Below are 16,885 nucleotides of genomic sequence, written 5' to 3' on the forward strand. Positions count from 1 at the left end.
AATACATCCTGAGAGTATTATTGGGAGTACAACTATGCTATCTGATGATAAAATTATCGAATTAGTGCGCGAAAAGACCTACGCTTATTTAAGTAAGTCAAGCTATCCCACTTTACGTGGACATTGCCTGGAGCAGATGGCGCTTCCAGATATTATGGAGCAAATTCGAAATCATATAGACGAGCTAGTTGATAATGAAAAAATTAAATATTCGACCCTTCAAATACCCCTGGTTTGTACAAGACAACAACAACAAGATCATGATGAAACTGTACAGGATACAGAAGAGGAAAAAGCAGAAACACTCCTGTGCATTGCATTGACCAAGGAACGCTTGGTTATTAATGACAAGCTGGAGTCAATACAACAAGAAAAAAGTGTGCAAGAAGAGATTTTAAATAATCTAGAAGGCTTAATAGAAACGCTAAAAAGACAAACTCATCAATTAAACACAACTAACTCATCTCATGAATATAGCCATTCAGAGGAGGGGCATAATAATTCAAGCCATGCACACCCTCATCTTGAGCACGAAATTCAATATACGCATCAGATACATAGTCACTTTCATTCTCCAACTGCTCCTAAAGAATTAATCACCGTCTTCTCCCCTGTACCAGCAGAAGCCCAAAGCCAACTGATAGCACGCAAAGAGCTAATCGAAGATCAATATAAAGCGGCCCAGCAAAAGCTTGAAGAATACAACGAGATGATTACAAAATTAACTCAACGATTATGTGAACTGAATATTAAACTTACGAACGAAATTCCACAAAAACAGCAAGCTCGCCTTGAGCGTCTCCGTGCGCGCCAATTACGTGAAACGGCTCGTTTAAAACATGAACCATTACAAGCACAATTATCAGCTCCAAATTATTCAGTATTCGTAGGGTTGATCCATAAATTCAACACAAAAAAGGAGGTTGAAGGGAAGCAGGCGATCAGGAAAGCTGAAGAACTCTCTTATAGAGAATTCCTTGATTGTCTTATCAATAACCTAAAAATGAGACAACCACTTTCCTTAAATTTTTATGAAAAAGAAGCCTTAGAACAAATTGCTCAACTAATGCAGGACTCTCTAAACGTTGCGGAAGTAGAAAAAAATACGTATAAGACATTTCAAGCTGAACAATACACTAAACGTAAATTAGACGATACTCTGAGCATTCGTGAGGAAGAACTTCGTCTTTTGGAGTTTTTTAGATCCACACTAACCACCAAAAACTCAAAATGTAATGCAGAAAATGAAAAACTAAACAAAGCAATCCAAGCTCGCCTGGAGGAGAGGAACAAACTCCTAAAAATTGGTGCCGGTGTACTTCTATTAACCCTTATGTCGGCTTTACTGGTCTTCATGGGAGGACTGGAGCTTATATTTTTCACTCCTTCAGCCCTATGTGCAACAGTAACCCTCGGATTGTTCATTACTTCGTTAATCTATACAGCCCAGAATAACACTGACCGATTTCAACTCAAGGAAAATAACTCGAAGATAAAAGCAAATTTAGAAAAAATCCCAACTCAAAATGAACAAATCAATTCTTTAGAAATAAGTACCATACCCCATTTGAAAACCCAGATAAGCGAAGCTTTTTTAAAGATTGAAAACCTTAAAGAAGTAATCGAAGGATTGCAAAAAGAACAGCAACTCCTTATAGACAAAGCATATAAAGTGGTTCTTCACCAAATAGCTAAAATTTATCCGACCGCAAGCTCATCTAGCACCACTGAACTATATGATGACTCTCCTGGTGATTTTTGTGATTATAAGTTAGAAACAGAGGGTAATAGTCCTAGACTATAGCTAACTAGCATTTCAAAATAAATACTTCTGAGACTTCTGTGAATTTTGCGCTCTTAGTCAGTAAGCCATATAGTCCACGGCCTAAGCATATAACATTCAATATTGTTTAATGTATAGAGACCCAAATTACCGCGGCCAAGCTGCAGTAATTCGGGTCTCTAGTGTGAAGTAAGGTGTTGCTGGGCCTGAGAGGCCCAATCTACAATGTTAAGATAGAACTAACAGTTTATTGACCCGACTAATAAAATCAGCAGGATTATCTAATTGTCCGCCTTCAGCCAAAACAGCTTGTTCAAATAACATGGTTACCCATAATTCAAAAAGACTGTCATCTTGAATATCATGTAAACGTTTGATTAAGGCATGCTCCGGATTAATTTCAAAAACAGGCTTGCTTTCTGGAACCTGTTGCCCTGCTGCCTGAAGAATACGTTGCATTTCCAGATTCATATCTTGTTCATCGGCAACAATACATGCAGGAGAATCAGTTAGACGGTTGGTTAATAATACATCTTTAACTTGAGCATCCAAAACCTTTTTAATATGCTTCAACAGAGGTTCTAACGTTTTTTCTTGCTCTTTGATTTGCTCTTCAGACTCATCACCAAGCTCTACTTTACCTTTAGAAATAGATTGTAATTTTTTACCATCAAATTCACTTAGGTAGCCAACTAACCACTCATCGATGCGATCGCTAAGTAGTAATACCTCAATTCCTTTCTTATTAAAGATTTCTAAATGCGGACTATGCTTCGCAGCGTTGTAACTTGAGGCAGTAATATAATAAATCTTATCTTGCCCTTCTTTCATGCGACTAACATATTCTTCGAGCGATACCTCTTGTTTCTCTGAGGTTGATTTTGTCGTAGCAAAACGCAATAATTTAGAAATAGCATCACGATTGGCAAAGTCTTCAACAGGTCCTTCTTTTAGAACTAAACCAAATTCATTCCAGAATTTCTGATACGTTTCTTTATCTTGTGTGCTCATCTTTTCAAGCATCGATAAAACACGCTTAGTACATGCAGCACGGATGCTTTCAACTTGCTTATTATCTTGCAGGATTTCTCGCGATACATTCAATGGCAAATCACTGGCATCAACAATCCCTTTGATAAAGCGCAAATATCTTGGTAAGAATTGTGCCGCATCATCCATAATGAAAACGCGTTTTACATAGAGTTTCAAACCGTGTTTGTTTTCATGTTGCCACAAATCATACGGAGCATGGGCAGGAATGTAGAGTAATGAAATATAGTCATTCTTACCTTCTACATGGTTATGAGACCAGATTAAAGGGTCCTGGAAATCATGAGAAATATGCTTGTAGAGTAACTTATAATCTTCGTCGCTAATTTCAGATTTTTGCATGGTCCATAAAGCAGTAGCTTTATTCACTGTTTCCATCTCATGGCTGTCTTTATTTTCCTCATCACGCTTTTCCATAACAATTGGCCAGCAAATGTGATCAGAGTATTTGCTAATAATGTTACGAATGCGCCAATCACTGAGAAACTCATCATCTTCGGCTTTAATGTGTAAAGTAATTTCAGTTCCACGAGTCGCTTTGGTTTCAGAAGCAATGGAAAACTCGCCCTCACCATTAGACTCCCAAACAATACCCTCTTCAGGTTTTAGACCAGCGCGTCGGCTTTTAACAGTAACTTTATCGGCGACAATAAATGCGGAGTAAAAGCCTACGCCAAATTGCCCAATCAATTGTGAATCTTTAGCATTTTCACCGGTTAATTGGCTCATGAATTCTTTAGTACCTGACTTGGCAATAGTACCTAAATTGGCGACAGCCTCATCCCAACTTAAACCAATGCCGTTATCAGCAATCGTTATAGTTTTTAATTTTTCATTAACATGAATGCTGATCTTTAAATCAGAATCATTTTCAAATAAAGCGCTGTCAGATAAAGCTAAAAATCTTAACTTATCTAACGCATCTGAAGCATTAGAAATTAGCTCTCTTAAAAAAATTTCTTTGTTGCTATAAAGTGCATGCACTACTAAATGCAACATTTGCTTCACTTCTGTTTGAAAGCCCATCGTTTGCTGCTTACCGACCATCTAATATCTCCTGTAGGTACTTGTTATTTAGGTCATATAGGGGTTTATTACAGAATTTCAAGGGTTAATACTCAAAATTTGGTATGCTTAAAGTGCCCCCTGAGTGAATAATCAGCACATTTCCTTTAAGTGCCTTACTTTCTATAAATTGCCTTGTTTCATAAAACAATTTTGCGGCATAAATTGGCTCAGCCAAAATACCCTCTTCTCGCGCCAAACGCTTTATTTCGTTTTTAATGGTTTGATTGACTGAACCAAATGCTCTCGCAGTAGTTGGATAAAAACAATCGTAATTTATGGGCTCAAAATTAAGCCATGACTTTAATTTAGATTTAAAAGTTTCCTCATCATCAGCAAGCAAAAGCACATGAACTTGGGCCTGATGCTCTAACAAATTTAACCCTTTAATGAGTGCGGCTGCAGAAAAACCAGTCCCTGCATCAACAAAAATATGCTGAAAATGACAATTTAAAAGTGCTTCATTGTTACAAATATCTTTGGCAAGGCTCATTGCACCAGACAATGCTTGCGGGACACTAGCCCCTTCCTGTAATACAAAGCCTGGCTCATTCAAGGTTTTTAGGTAATTTTGAGCTTGATCATTTACCTGTGGCCATTCTTCACGACTAACCCAAATAATTTCATGATCTTCTAAAAAAAGAGAACTCAATTTAAAGTTGCCTTTGCATTCTAACTTCCAAGGCTTAATAAGAAATGCAGTAACCTTTAGATTAAACTCTCGAGCTAATTGTAGTGCGGCAAGTAAATTATTAGACTGAGGGCCAGCAATAATTAGTAAATGCTTAATTCCTTGTTCAATTAAATAAGGCATCAGCGACGCATACTTACGTAATTTAGAACCACTAATGCCACAACCTAACTCATCATCTCTTTTGGCATAGCAGGTTACATCCTGCTGAGGAAAATGATTTAAACGATGAGTTCGGCTCGATAAAATCCACATAAGGCTTAATGGTGGCGCACAAAATCAAAATGCGTTGCCGAAGAGCTGGCTTGCTTGAATTCGTAGTCTAATTCATTAAACTGTTTGATTCCCTCAGGATTATCAATTTGATTTTCCATTAAGAACTTAGCCATCACTCCACGTGCCTTTTTGGCATGAATACCAACTATTTTGAGTTGATTATTCTTATGCTCATAAAAATTTATGGTAACTACGGGATAATTTAATTTTTTCTCATTAACTGCTTTAAAATACTCAGTTGAAGCAAGATTTACTACCACAGGGTTTTTCTGCGCGGCTAATTGCTGATTCAGAGTATCCGCAATAGTACTCTGCCAAAAATCATATAATGATTTACCTGCAGGATTTGCTAGACGAACCCCCATTTCTAAACGGTATGGCTGAATGGCATCTAAGGGATTTAATAAACCATAAAGCCCCGATAAAATACGCAAATGTGATTGAGCGTAAGTTACCGTCTCTGGTTTCCACGCATCGGCTTTTAAGCCTTGATAAACATCGCCTTGAAATAAAAATAGGGCAGGATAAGCATGAGGTGAATGTTCATCAAAAACAAATTCCTGATATCGTTCAAAATTCAAAGTTGCTAAATCTTTAGATAAATCCATTAAGGCAGCAATATCCTCAACTGATTTGGATTTCATTAATTCAACTAAAGTTTTAGTTTGTTCAGGAAATAAAGGTTTTGAGGTTGTTCCAGAATAGGCTTTTTCTGGGCTCAGTAATTTTTTTGCTGGCGATAATAAAATTAGCATTTTTGTACCTGAATTGGGTAAGTAGAGTTTTGATACTACATGTTTCCATCTTGATGTAATTTTTAAATTAAAACTGTCATTGCGAATAGAGTGAAACAACCCTGTATTGCGTTTTATTGAAGCATCGCTTTGCCCAGGCTCGCAATGACGAAATTTACATCCCTCGTGAACGCTTATAACCGCCAAATTGAGGCGGAGCTATAAAGCCCTGCATGGAGAAAAGCACGAAATATAATTGCTGGGCTTTGCAGCCCAGCCTACGCAATTACAAGCTGTAATACAACTCAAACTCGTATGGGTGAGTTAAGCTTCTGATTTTAGCAACTTCTTCTCTTTTCATATTGATGTAGTTATTGATAAAGTCACGTGAGAACACATCACCTTGCACTAAGAACTCATGATCAGCCGCTAAACTATCCAAAGCTTGCTCCAGAGAAGCACTTACTGTAGGTACATCCACTAGTTCTTCTGGTGGTAGATCATAAAGATCTTTATCCATTGGTTGGCCAGGATGGATTTTGTTTTGAATACCATCTAAACCAGCCATCAACATTGCAGCAAATGCAAGGTATGGGTTTGCAGTAGGATCAGGGAAGCGTACTTCAATACGACGTGCCTTTGGACTACTCACATGTGGAATACGAATTGCCGCAGAACGGTTTCTCGCAGAATAAGCCAACAATACAGGTGCTTCAAAACCAGGAACAAGACGCTTGTAGCTGTTTGTTGATGGGTTTGTAAATGCATTTAATGCACGAGCATGCTTAATGATACCACCAATATAATACAATGCAGTTTCAGAAAGCCCTGCATATTGATCACCTGAGAACAAATTCTCCCCATCTTTTGCTAAAGATTGGTGACAGTGCATCCCACTTCCGTTATCCCCAACCAATGGCTTAGGCATAAAGGTAGCTGTTTTACCGTAGTTGTGAGCCACATTATGAATCACGTATTTTAAAATTTGTAAGCGGTCCGCTTTATCAGTTAATGAGCTAAAGCGTGTCGCCAATTCGCATTGGTTTGCTGTCGCAACTTCATGATGGTGCGCTTCAACCACTTCACCAAGTGATTCAAGAGTCAAACTCATAGCCGAACGAATGTCATGGGATGAATCTACTGGAGGCACAGGAAAATAACCACCTTTTATTGAAGGGCGGTGGCCAATATTTCCGCCTTCCATTTCTTTAGAAGAACTCCACTCAGCCTCTTCTGAATCAATTTTATAAAACGAACCGGACATGCTTGTTTGCCATTGCACGCTGTCGAATATAAAGAACTCAGGCTCTGGTCCAAAGAACGCAGTATCCGCAATACCCGTAGATTGTAAATAAGCTTCTGCGCGTTTCGCCAAGGATCTGGGGCAACGCTCATAGCCCATCATGGTTTTGGGATCAACCACATCACAACGAATAAATAAGGTATTATCCTGGAAGAAAGGGTCAAATTTAATGGTTTCCAAATCGGGAATTAACGCCAAATCTGATTGGTGAATTTTCTGCCAACCTTTGAATGAAGAACCATCGATCATTTTACCATTTTCGATTAAATCATCATCAATACAGGAAATAGGAACAGTGATGTGTTGCTCTTTTCCACGTATATCAGTGAATCGTAGATCAATAAACTTGGCATCATGTTCCTTAATTGCTTCAAGTAATACTTTTTTGCTCATTTATCATTCTCCAGGATAGTCTGCGTGTAGTGTACCTTAAGTGACTTATTAAACCCAATAGATTAGACTCTATGTTTTATATTAATTTAAAGCATAAAAAAGAATGGGTGCGTATCAATATCAAGCATTGAAAAAAAATGGCAGCACAAGTAAAGGAGTGCTGGAAGCTGACTCAGAACGCCATGCACGCCAATTATTACGCGATCAAGGATTGATTCCAACCCAAGTCCAGGTACTAACCCAACAACGCTCCGGGAGTAGTGGCCGCAGCAAAGGCAAAATCTCTGCCGCCGACCTTTCCCTCTTTACTCGTCAATTAGCTACTTTATTAGCCGCGGGAATCCCCGTTGAAGAATCCTTACGTGGCGTCGGTGAACAGACTGAAAAAGATAAAGTGCGTGAACTGATTATTGGTGTACGTGCCAAAGTACTTGAAGGTTATGGTTTAGCCCAGGCAATGTCCCAATACCCTCAGGCATTTCCTGAATTATACCGCTCCACAGTGGGTGCGGGAGAGCAAACCGGACACCTTGATGTGGTCTTGGAAAAGCTTGCCGATTACACTGAAAATCAGCAACAAACTCGGCAAAAGGTGCAGCAAGCGCTCATTTATCCTGCGATTATGATCCTCGTTTCGATTGGCATTATTTCTTTTTTACTCAGCTTTGTAGTTCCTAAAATTATTGAGGTGTTTACCAGCAGTGGGCAAACTCTACCTGGAATGACCGAAGTATTAATTAGTATTAGTAATTTTGTAAAATCCTATGGCTTATATGCTTTACTGGGAATTATTTTAGTTCTTTATGCATTTAAGAAAAGCCTGAACAATATAAAGGTCAAAACAGTTTGGCATCGTTTTCTGCTTAAATTACCGCTGGTTTCTTATTTAGTAAAAACCATTAACGTGGCACGGTACATTCATACCTTTGGTATTTTATTTGCCGCCGGAGTCAGTGTATTGGAAACCATGCGTGTTTCTGCAAGTCTGGTAACCAACTTAGTAATGAGACAAGCATTCGATGCAGCAACCATTAAAGTAAGAGAAGGCTCGGGAATAAGTGAGGCCTTGAGAGAAACGGGGTATATTAGCCCTATGGCCATTCATTTGATCTCCAGTGGTGAAAAAAGTGGACAGATTTCCCCTATGATGGAGCGTTCTGCAAGCCACTTGGATAATGAAGTAAAACGCCTTATTGACACTTCATTAACCTTATTGGAACCTTTAGTTATCCTATTAATGGGGGCTGTTGTATTATTTATTGTATTAGCAACATTACTCCCTATTTTCTCAATGGAACAATTGATAACATAGAAGCGGATTTCTACTAAATTTAGCGTTTATTTAAATAGCAGGAGTAACATGAACAGACAAAAAGGTTTTTCCTTAATTGAAATTATGGTGGTTGTAGTCATTTTAGGTATTCTTGCCTCTATTGTTGTTCCCAAAATTATGGGTCGTCCCGATGAGGCGCGTCGAGTAAAAGCAAAACAAGACGTACTTGCTATCCAAAATGCCCTTGATTTATATAAGCTCGATAATGGTAATTACCCTTCTACAGATCAAGGTTTAATGGCATTGGTAGAAAAACCCACCTCTAACCCTATTCCTCATAATTGGAAGCAATATTTAAAATCATTACCTAAAGATCCTTGGAATAGAGATTATCTCTATTTAAATCCAGGTCAACATGGCGATGTAGACGTCTTTACCTATGGGGCTGAAGGTCAACCTGGTGGTAGCGGCATTAATGCAGAAATTGGTAACTGGGATGAGAAATAACCAGGGCTTCACCCTAATTGAAATTATGATCGTCATTGTGATTATAGGCATTACCGTTGGTTTTGCCTTAATCGCATTTGGTGATTTCGGTGAAGGTAAACGGATACAATTTGCTGCGGAACAATTAGTAAATAATATGCGCATTGCTCAACAGCAAGCTATTTTAGAAACAACTACTTTAGGCCTACGCATTGATAATAAAGGCTATCAGATTCTGCAATTGGAGGGTTCTCAATGGAGTCCAATGTCTAATAAAGGGATTTTTAAGATGACCTATTTTCCAAACAATACCTTAGTCACATTGAATACATCCCAACGCGCACCAATAGGCACTCCAGCCATTATCATCACGGCCTCGGGAGATATGACCGCCTTTACTTTAGGTTTTGGCAGTACAAAGGAGAGTCAGCTGGTAGTACTTACAGGTCGTCGTAATGGTGATTTAATCCTTAAGGCGGCGAATAAAAAATGATGATGCGTTGCAAAACCTCTGGTTTTACCTTAATCGAAGTTTTATTAGCACTTACAATTATTGCCGTAGCCCTAACTGCCTTGCTTAAAGCAATTGCACAAAATGTAGAGCATACACAACGTATCAAAGAAAAAACCGTAAGCCATTGGGTCGCAATGCAAGGTGTTGCAATGGTACAATTAGGCTTACTACAAATTAGTCAAAGTCAGGAAACTACTCAGGATACAACCATGCTGGGTGAACATTGGTTTTGGCGAGCAAAGACCAGTACCACACCAATAAAATCCATACAGCTCATCACCATATCCGTTAGTACGGAACAAGCCGGGCCTTTTCGAGAAGAATTGCAGGCATTTAGGTATGTACCATGAAAAAAGAATCGGGATTTACCCTCATTGAAATTTTAATTGCCTTGGCAGTATTCGCGATTTTAGCCTCAATCACCTCATCTACTTTATATTATGCGTTTAATACGCGTACCCGGGTTAACGAACAAAGTGACCGTCTAGGTACCTTACAACTTGCAATTAGTATCGTACAACAAGACATTAGCCAAATCGCTGAGCGAGCGATTCGTGGGAATGATATGCACTTATTTCCGATTTTTAGTGCTCGTCCAGATTATGTAGAATTTACCCGGGGTGGGGATGTAAATCCGGGAAGTATAGAAAAACGTAGCTCTCTTAAACGAGTGGCGTTAATATGCCAAAATGGTTCATTACTACGCCGAACCTGGGATACCTTAGACCCTTTTGATAGAAATACTTCCCATGTTGATAAGGTGCTTATTCCACATTTGAAAGACTGTCACTTTGGTTATTTAAACCAAAGTTTGCAAGTATTTCCTGAATGGAGAGCCGATGCGGTAAACCAAGATCAAAATAAAGAATCTTTACCTAAGGCAATCCAGATCAACCTTGATGTGAAAAAGCTAGGAGAACTTAATCTATTATTTACGATCCCCGGGGCACTTTATGCCAACAGTTAATTCATCACCGACACACACTGCTCTAATAGCTCCTTCAAAATTCCGTGGTGGGGCTTTGCTTACCGCCTTATTTATTATGACCTTAGTCGCTATTGTTGCTACAGCCATGAGCTCTAAACTGCAAGTTGATATCTACCGTACTCGCCTCATTCTCAACCATGATAAACTTTATTTTGCCTCTCAAGCAGTTACTTTCTGGGCGATGAGCGAACTTGGAGACGCCAAGAAAAAATTTTCTGCAGCGGATTCTGAAGGGATGGTCAGTATCTATCCCAAAAATATGGCCTCAATTTATCCCTCCGTTACCTTAAGTGGCGGCATTTACGATTTACAAAGCCGCTTTAACCTGAATAATCTCACTAATAAAAAATACATTTTAGGCTTTATTAATTTTGTTAGTGCTACCGGGGCTCAAATGACCCCAGCTGAAAGAATGAATTTGGCATTGGCAATTAATAACTGGGTATCCCCCTATGAGATTGGGGTCGGCGAAGACAATTTTCTTTCTTATTACCTACATCAAAAACCCCCCTACCATCCCAGTCGCCAATTAATGATTAGCAGCTCCGAACTTCGTTTAGTTAAAGATGTAAGTTCGAAAATTTTTTTAGCTTTACAGCCCTTTGTTACCGCCCTGCCTGATGTAACCGCCCTCAACATCAATACCGCCCCCAAACAAGTACTGATGTCATTAAACAGCACAATGAATGAACAGAAAGTTGATGAGTTTATGGAGCTTCGCGGAAAAAATGGTTTTACTCGTATAGAGAAAGCAAATACTTTATTAAAAAAATTGAATGTGGCTAATGACCAGATCACTTTAGAGAGCGCTTATTTTCTTAGCGTGGCACATGCATCCATAGAAAATTTTAATTTTACGGTGTATACCCTGCTTAAAAGAAATCGTGATAAAAAAGGAAAAGTAACAGTAAGTATTCTTCGTGAAAGTTTTAATATTTTTTAAGTTCCAAAGCATTATCAATAAACCTCAAGCCCAGATAGTCCTCTGAAATGAAAAGTGTTTAAATTATTTCTATCCGGATATTAGTTAATACCCACCTAAGAATTGTGTTATACAATCATCTTATTGAAAAGATAATATCCAGATTGGCACGTTATGAAACCAAAAAAAGAAACGAGTTTAAATAACCTTAAAGTAATCGCTATAGATATAAATCATAAACATCCAGCTTTTATTCACTATAAAACTGGAAAAAATGCGCGCGAAAAGATGCGATTATTGATGGATAAAATTATTTCAGCGTACGAACAAGCTCGTGCTTTAACACCGGATGCTGAAATTCTAGTTACATGGCGCGAATATGGGATCACAGATGCAAAAAGCGCAAAGCTAATTACCAATACCGATAAAAACGTTTTTTTAGCAGAAATTAAAAAGTTGGTCAATGAGCGGCCTATGCTTTCTATCCTGGTGGGCCCCACTTTAATTCAGAAAAAACGCGACCAAGAGAGCATTCCTAGCTTAATTAAGTATTATCAAGATTTATCTTGGGTTAGCGCGTTAGAGGGCAATAATGAGCGAGGTATTTTTGGACAGCCATTAATCAACAAACATCTCGAGGCGAATTTTGATGAAGTGAAACAAATTAAAAAAGGACCATTTTATACAGTCAAAAATTCTGCGTATTGGGTGAGCAAATCTGAAGGAGCAGTTAAAATACAGCCAATTGCTAAAAAAAGCCCTTTTAACGAAATTAATAAGCATACAATTATGGATTACAGTAGCAGCTCAGGTGGTGCCCTCTTACCCAAGGAGACTAATACAGTGTTCCAACCAGCAAAAGGACTAGGAAAAAACTCCTTTTTTAAGTTACCCAATAATCAAAGAGCAGTCTTACAGATTTGCCGTGAGCATGGATTGGGTATTGTTGTCCCAATGAGAAATAAAGAAACTGTCGATGTGCATTTCGTGCTTTCAGCATCGATTCATCCACACCTCGATAAGATATACGGTAAGCATGCGATCTTTGTTGACAATGACTACTTCCCACTGCATTTGGTTAAAGATCAAGAATCTACCTTAGATAAGAGTGTTGAGTTATCTGTTATCTGTTTGTTCGATAATTCGAATACTCTTATTCCCGTAAAGCCTTTTTGTCCACTGCAACTTTTTGTAAAACCATTATTAGAAAAACTATCTAAAGACACGTCGAACCAAGACTGGATTAATGAATTAAAAAAATATGTAAAATCCATTCTCTTGCTTGAACAAAAAGAATACATGGAGCTCATTAACTTAATAGATAAAGAGCTAATAAAAAAGAATTCACCAGAAAAAAACATGGCCTTATATGAGATAGGTATGAAGCTAATCGAAGAAACTCAAATACGCTATGGTGACGAGACCATGAAAAATAAGTTAAAAACAAAACTGTTTCCACAATGTAGAAAAGACTTTTTAGAAGCATTTATCGTAAATACTTATTTGGCTGATGGAATAGATGAAATGACGGACTTAATTCTTCTATTCAAAAAATTAAATGTTCGCCGAGAGGAATTAAATGAAATAGATTGGGATTGTTATAGGGAGCTTTCTCAAAAGGTAGAGGGTCTCTTACTAGAAGAACCAGACGAAAACGCCATAATGTCTCCCTCTTTCCCGTAAGTTATATAATTTATTGTGACCCTCTTCATCACGCTCGTTCCAATCCGTACAGCCAGTTAATCAATCGTATGGTTGTGGATTAATTTTCAATGTTCTTACTGTAACCCTATGATTTTATGGAATACCGTATGCCTATTATTCCTAAGCCCTTAAGTCTCTACTAAGAAACTGATGTAAAGATACCTCTTTTTCTAAAAGAGAACTCCTATTTATGGCTAAGCTTCACTTCCTGTACCATTTAGCAGAGCAGCTCACCTCCGAGCATAAAAAAGCCCTCTCCCGTTTTATAGAAAGCCCTCATAATAATGGAAGCAATCTTGAAAAGTTACATAGGTCGACGAATGCAAAATTATACAGTATCCGAGTTAACGCAGCAGAACGGCTAATTCTTTGCCGAAGTAAAGGTGGAGAATGGGTGCTGTGTAACATTTTGTCCGACCATGATTATAAGCACTTACTCCAGCAGCCAGACTGCTGGTTTTCCGAGGAGGACCTTGAAGAATGGAGTGATTCTTATGCCCAAAAAGAGGAGGTTTTGAGTCAGGAAAATGACGTTCTTGAACTAGAGCCTGCCTCACAAGTTCAGTGGCACAAAAATGACTTTATTGTTCTGGATGAGGAGCAACAAGAGGCAAAAAGATTAACACTTCCGCTGATAATCAGTGGCGCTCCCGGTTCAGGAAAATCCTGTGTGGCCGTGTCAATTTTCCTACAGCGCATCAAACAATGTCTCGTTCCAGAAGAGGAGCATCCTCAGCGCTTATTGTATGTCGCAGAATCTCCTGTTTTGGTGGAGGAGATGAAACGGGAGTGGGCAAAGACTGCCTCAATAGAGAAGTTAAATAAATGTCATCAGATGGTGTTTAAGACGTTTAAAGAATTACATGCAGAAGCAGCTCCTGGGACGCACTGTGAAACGAAATCAGATTTTTTTAAGTGGCTAAAAAAAGTCTACGGCAAAAATAAAGAGGCATTGGTTCAAGACATCATGAAAAACCCGGAGAGGGTTTATTTAGAGTGCCGCATCATATCAGGTTATGACACGGTTGAGGACTATGTGAACCAAGTAGGGCTAAGACATTCTTTTTACAAAAAAAAGAAAGAGCAATGCTTGGTGTGGGATGTATACCAACATTATCTGAAATACTTAGGTGCCAAAATTCATCCTGCATTTCATTCACTTGAAAAAGCACCTGGGAAATACGACCTCATTTTAGTCGACGAAACGCCCGATGCCTCTCGCAAAGAACTTCGCTCTCTAAAAAAGCTGGTTAAAGAGAAGAACAATATCTGTTTTATCACAGGAGACCATCAGGGCCTCGTTGGAAACGAATACATCATTTCATTTCTTAACTCGCTATTTCACCCTACACGGGTTTCGCATAAGCAGCTGAGTACTTCTCATCGCTGCCCTTCTCAGGTTGTAGCTTTGGCCAATGGCATATTGCAACTTAAGTACCACGTATCCGGTGGTTTTAAAGACTTGGATGGGAATGATTTACGCTACATTAAAGCCAAGGACCAGGAGAATAAAGGCGCTATTTATTGGTTGCGCGAAGAGGACTTAACCCTCCTCACCCAAGACAAAGATAATGCACATTTTGCGGTGGTGACAAGCCCCGAGCATCAAGACGAAGCGAAACAGCTCTTTGCTGCTTATCAGGTATTTACTCCTGAGGAAATTAAGGGTTTGGAGTATCGTCATGTCTTAATTTATCGCCTGTTGGAACAAGAGGCCTTTCAAAAAGCCAGTAAACTCATTAATAAAAACATCGTCCTTGGACAAACCGACGATTTTAGTCCACACGGCACCACTGAGTACAACCCCACATTTAATGCCTTGTTTGTCGCGCTAACTCGAGCCCAGGTATCCATTAGTATTTATCAGCCTGAAAAAAAAGAAATTAATCTGACCCCTTTGACGAATCCTCTAAAGCACTTTATTGCTGCTTCTCAAAATAAAGAACAACCACATGTACAACAAACACCCACACAATCATCCGCAAGCGACTGGGAAAAAAGGAAGAACCTACTAAAACAACAAGGACTGCAAAAACAAGCCGAGGCTATTGATAAGCGATTTACTCATTTAAAGCCTAAAACTCTTAGTGCACCTTCTGCCGCCCCCAAGGATTCTACTCTTCTAAAAAAAACCACCAAGAAAAAGAAGGTCAAGAAGAACTCGATACAGAAAAAAGAAATTGTTCTTAATCAGCAAGAGCAATATAAATTAAATGCCCAGTTATTTAGGGCAGCTAACCTGGGTCAGGTCGACCTTGTGCGGCAACACATAAAAGAAGGAGCTTATGTGGATGTCCACCTTACTGTGGGAAATAATGATCGTACTTATCAATTGACCCCACTTCTTATTGCCGCTCAATTTGGGCATCTTGAGGTGATAAAGACACTTTTGAATTACCATGTGAATGTCAATGAAATTATAGGAGAGGAACAGCAGACAGCACTTCATATTGCTGCTTATGCAGGCAAAAGTGAGGTGGTGGAGTTATTATTGAAGCACAACGCCAACATCAATCAGAGGAACAGGGATGGGGAAACCCCTCTTTATATTGCTACAGAAAGAGGGCATCTTAATGTAGTGAATGTTTTTTTAGAAAATGGGGCCGATGTCAATAAAGCCAGAGTAGATGGAGCTACCCCACTTATTGCTGCGCTTGTTCTGTCTATGGATCCTAAGGTGATATATGCACTTTTGAACAATGGAGCCGACGTCAATAAGAGCATGAATCATGAACTTACTCCATTGTGTATCGCTGTTGAAAAAGGTAATCCTGAAGTGGTCAGATTACTTTTGCTCAAAGGCGCCTCTCTCAGAAATAAGGGGCGCGCCCTCCTTTGCCGTGCCGCTGAATTAGGCCATCTCGACGTAGTCAAAATATTTTTGGCAGCGGGGGCTGACGTCCACGAGACAATCAGTGCGGGAGCAACCCCACTCTATTTCGCAGCTCTAGTAAATAAAACGGAGATCATAAAAACACTTTTGGGTTCCGGCGCCAATATTAATAGACTTATAGGCGAAGAAAAGGAAACTCCACTTCATATTGCTGCTTACAAAGGCCACCGTGAGGCAGTGGAAATATTATTGCAGCATAAGCCATACATCAATCAGAAGAACTTAAATGGTGAAACTCCTCTTTTTCTAGCAGCGCGTGCAGGCCATACGGAAGTAGTGAATGTATTAATCGAATCTGACGCCGAAATAATGCAAGCCAGAAATGACGGTTTAACACCGCTTGATATAGCACTACGAGGTGGGCTTGTTGAGGTAGTCCAGTGTATTTGCATGCACCTAAACGTTAAAGAGAAAAAAGCAAGCGCTGCCCCAAAGAACAGGGATACCTCCAACCCTCAAAAAACAGAGCGGTTAAATGACAATCCACACGGCACTTTTTTTAACCAGGGAAGAGCTATTGATAGCAAAGCCAAGGAGTCAACGTCGTCAATGACGTTTAAATTAAATTAAAAAGGTTCAGATGAAGTGCATATAAATAACAATTTACAGTGCACTTCACCTGAGATCCTAAATGATAAACCATCACTGTCTCAATGAGCCATTTTGAGTCCCAATTTTATCTCCAACCACCGGGTGCGTTAGGCGGGTCGCTCAAACTTACTGCTCTTCGCCATAATTATCATCCAAAGAGATACCAAGGAAGCCGCCTTGAAATCATGCCCCTTTTTTTTTCTTGCTGCCCAAACTTAT

At 39.2% G+C, this 16,885-nt stretch carries 13 protein-coding genes; 9 read left to right on the forward strand and 4 right to left on the reverse strand.

The annotated features are described in order from the left end of the window. The first annotated feature begins 34 nt into the window (after positions 1–34). Positions 35–1,804, forward strand: a complete 1,770-nt coding sequence (locus ACD661_RS04515; protein WP_400186646.1) for a hypothetical protein — start codon at positions 35–37, stop codon at positions 1,802–1,804. Positions 1,805–2,011: 207 nt separating this feature from the next. On the opposite strand, the gene htpG is transcribed toward ACD661_RS04515, so the two are convergent. The 4 genes from htpG to glnA all read right to left on the reverse strand — a co-directional run bounded on the left by htpG (position 2,012) and on the right by glnA (position 7,295). Continuing rightward, a complete protein-coding gene (gene htpG, locus ACD661_RS04520; RefSeq protein ID WP_400186647.1) occupies positions 2,012–3,880 on the reverse strand; it encodes a molecular chaperone HtpG in 1,869 nt (622 codons plus the stop codon). Between the two features lie 64 nt (positions 3,881–3,944). After that, entirely contained in the window at positions 3,945–4,844 is a 900-nt protein-coding gene (locus ACD661_RS04525; RefSeq protein ID WP_400186648.1) for a 1-aminocyclopropane-1-carboxylate deaminase/D-cysteine desulfhydrase, read from the reverse strand. A gap of 5 nt (positions 4,845–4,849) precedes the next feature. Beyond that, entirely contained in the window at positions 4,850–5,620 is a 771-nt protein-coding gene (gene yaaA / locus ACD661_RS04530) for a peroxide stress protein YaaA (protein ID WP_400186649.1), read from the reverse strand. Positions 5,621–5,885: 265 nt separating this feature from the next. Then, complete coding sequence (gene glnA, locus ACD661_RS04535) at positions 5,886–7,295, reverse strand: type I glutamate--ammonia ligase (protein WP_400186651.1); 1,410 nt, start codon at positions 7,293–7,295, stop codon at positions 5,886–5,888. A gap of 103 nt (positions 7,296–7,398) precedes the next feature. Between glnA and lspF the strand changes: the two genes are divergently transcribed. From lspF to ACD661_RS04575, 8 genes are all read left to right on the forward strand, one after another. Beyond that, positions 7,399–8,607 (forward strand): GspF family T2SS innner membrane protein variant LspF, encoded by a 1,209-nt coding sequence (gene lspF / locus ACD661_RS04540; RefSeq protein ID WP_400186652.1) that lies wholly within the window; start codon positions 7,399–7,401, stop codon positions 8,605–8,607. Positions 8,608–8,655: 48 nt separating this feature from the next. Then, positions 8,656–9,075, forward strand: a complete 420-nt coding sequence (lspG, locus tag ACD661_RS04545) for a GspG family T2SS major pseudopilin variant LspG (RefSeq protein WP_400186654.1) — start codon at positions 8,656–8,658, stop codon at positions 9,073–9,075. Beyond that, a complete protein-coding gene (gspH, locus tag ACD661_RS04550; RefSeq protein WP_400186656.1) occupies positions 9,065–9,547 on the forward strand; it encodes a type II secretion system minor pseudopilin GspH in 483 nt (160 codons plus the stop codon). Before lspG ends, gspH begins: the two co-directional genes overlap by 11 nt. Next, the gene (lspI, locus tag ACD661_RS04555) at positions 9,544–9,918 is read left to right on the forward strand and encodes a GspI family T2SS minor pseudopilin variant LspI (protein WP_400186658.1); all 375 of its coding nucleotides are present in this window, start codon (positions 9,544–9,546) and stop codon (positions 9,916–9,918) included. The genes gspH and lspI overlap by 4 nt, the downstream gene beginning before the upstream one ends. Next, positions 9,915–10,535 carry a GspJ family T2SS minor pseudopilin variant LspJ gene (gene lspJ / locus ACD661_RS04560; RefSeq protein ID WP_400186660.1) on the forward strand — a complete coding sequence of 207 codons (621 nt, stop codon included), beginning with the start codon at positions 9,915–9,917 and terminating at the stop codon, positions 10,533–10,535. The genes lspI and lspJ overlap by 4 nt, the downstream gene beginning before the upstream one ends. Continuing rightward, a complete protein-coding gene (gene gspK, locus ACD661_RS04565) occupies positions 10,522–11,499 on the forward strand; it encodes a type II secretion system minor pseudopilin GspK (RefSeq protein WP_400186662.1) in 978 nt (325 codons plus the stop codon). Before lspJ ends, gspK begins: the two co-directional genes overlap by 14 nt. 153 nt (positions 11,500–11,652) lie before the next feature. Then, positions 11,653–13,161: a hypothetical protein gene (locus ACD661_RS04570; protein WP_400186664.1), complete on the forward strand. Its 1,509-nt coding sequence runs from the start codon at positions 11,653–11,655 to the stop codon at positions 13,159–13,161. A 211-nt stretch (positions 13,162–13,372) separates the two neighbouring features. Beyond that, positions 13,373–16,645, forward strand: coding sequence for an ankyrin repeat domain-containing protein (locus ACD661_RS04575; RefSeq protein ID WP_400186666.1), 3,273 nt, complete (start codon positions 13,373–13,375; stop codon positions 16,643–16,645). Positions 16,646–16,885: the final 240 nt, after the last annotated feature.

Origin of the sequence: Legionella lytica (assembly GCF_044626755.1) — a bacterium.
GTDB classification, from domain to species: Bacteria; Pseudomonadota; Gammaproteobacteria; order Legionellales; family Legionellaceae; genus Legionella; species Legionella lytica_A.